Annotated in this window: 2 protein-coding genes; one reads left to right on the top strand and one right to left on the bottom strand. The window is 73.6% G+C overall.

The window, feature by feature from the left end; genetic code table 11:
* Positions 1-49 precede the first annotated feature (49 nt).
* Positions 50-817, bottom strand: a complete 768-nt coding sequence (locus tag GVN67_RS28910; RefSeq protein ID WP_160000747.1) for a glycerophosphodiester phosphodiesterase family protein — start codon at positions 815-817, stop codon at positions 50-52.
* Between the two features lie 127 nt (positions 818-944).
* On the opposite strand from GVN67_RS28910, the gene GVN67_RS28915 reads away from it, so the two are divergent.
* On the top strand, positions 945-1,217 hold the full coding sequence (locus GVN67_RS28915) for a hypothetical protein (protein WP_160000748.1): 273 nt from the start codon (positions 945-947) through the stop codon (positions 1,215-1,217).
* The last annotated feature ends 451 nt before the right edge of the window (positions 1,218-1,668 follow it).

Genomic DNA, 1,668 nt, shown 5'->3' on the forward strand with positions numbered 1-1,668 from the left:
GCCCGGCCCCGCGCCTGCCGGCGGCCTGCGCAGGGATCCTGGCGGCGCCTTAGGGCCGGAGCTGCAGCGCCAGCACGGGATCGTCGGTCGCCATCGCGTCGAGGCCGAGGGAAAAGCCCTTCTGAATGGTGGGGCCGTGGTTGGCGCCCCAGGCCCCCACCTGCAGCCCCGCCGCGCGCAGCTTGGCGACGAAGGCTTCGTCCAGCACGGAAATATGCGTCTCGACGAAGTCGAAGCCATGCGCCCGGGCGACGCCGATGATGCCCTCCTGCCCCACCGCGTCGATCAGCCGCGGGTCGAACAGCCAGATCACCCCGGCCAGCCCGCCGGCCCGCAGCGCCGCGGCGGCGAGCTCCGCCTCGAAGGCGATGATCCGCACCTGCGCCCGGATGCCGGCCGCGTCCAGCACCGCCAGGCTCTTGTCCACCAGCGCCGGGTCGGGCTTCGCGCCGGGCGCCACCTTCACCTCGACCTGCAGCTGCTGGCGGCTGCCGCGGAACAGCGCCGCGACATCGGCGAGCGTCGGGATGCGCAGCTGGCCGGCGCCGCGCAGCCGCAGCCGGGCGAGCTCGGCCGCCGTCAGCGCCGCGACCGGACCGCTGCCTTCGGTCGTGCGGTTCAGCGTCGCGTCATGGATCACCATCGGCACGCCGTCGGCGCTCAGATGGACGTCGCATTCGCACTGGTCCAGCGGCAGGGCCAGGCTCTGGCGGAAGGCCTCCAGGCTGTTCTCCGGCCAGAGGAAGGCGCCGCCGCGATGGCTGACGATCGCGGTGCGGGGGGCGTTGCGGAGCGGGGTCGGGGCAGGATCGGACATGCCGCCGCTCTGCCGCGCCGCGCTGTCCGGGGCAAGCCCTTCCCCGCGGACAGCAAGTTTCCAAGCCTGCTGGCGCAAGCCGGACTTGCCCTTTACACTTCATCAAAATTCTCCGCGAGGTCGGGCCATGCCCCTTCTGCTGGTTGCCCATGATCAGGCGCCGGACGGCGCCACGGCGCTGGAGGATGCTGTCTGGCAGCTCGCCGAATCGCATCTGACCTTCCCCGGCTCGCTGCTGGTCGAGAGCGCGGTCTCCCCGCGCTACCTGGCCGAGCACCTGCGGGGCGCGATGCGCCGCGCCGGCTATGACGGGGCCCTGCTGGTCACCGCGCTGGCCGATCCCACCCTGCTGGGGCTGTCCACCGAGGCCGAGGAATGGATCCGCGCGCGCCTGGCCTGAGGTTGGCTGCCCAGGCTGTGCTGCCCTGGCTGTGCTGCCCTGGCTCGGCGCCCGGGCCCGCCGCCGGCACGATCTTCCGCCGTCCTGCCGCCATCCCGGCCGGGCTGCGCGATTTTCCTGGCCGAACGGTCAAATCCCTCTGGACGCGGCGCCGCCCGGTATGTCCACCTTATCGTGACCCGTCGTGACGTGCCGGCGCCGATGCCACCAACCCCGCCGTGCAGAGGCGTGGCATCGCGCAACCGGGGGAGGCCCGCTGGAACGCTCGCCACCGGGGCCCTTCGTCGATCAGATGGCCGACCCTTCCCCGCTCGCCGCGGCGCCACAGGATGACATGATGCCCCGAGCGACCTTCCCCGCGATGCCTCCCCGGCCTGCCGCCCCCGGCTGGCGCCGGCTGCTGGCGGCGGCGGGCATCGCCGCCCTAGCCGCCGCGGCGCCGGCCATGGCC

It is taken from the genome of Roseomonas sp. 18066, assembly GCF_902706185.1.
Taxonomy (GTDB): Bacteria; Pseudomonadota; Alphaproteobacteria; order Acetobacterales; family Acetobacteraceae; genus Pseudoroseomonas.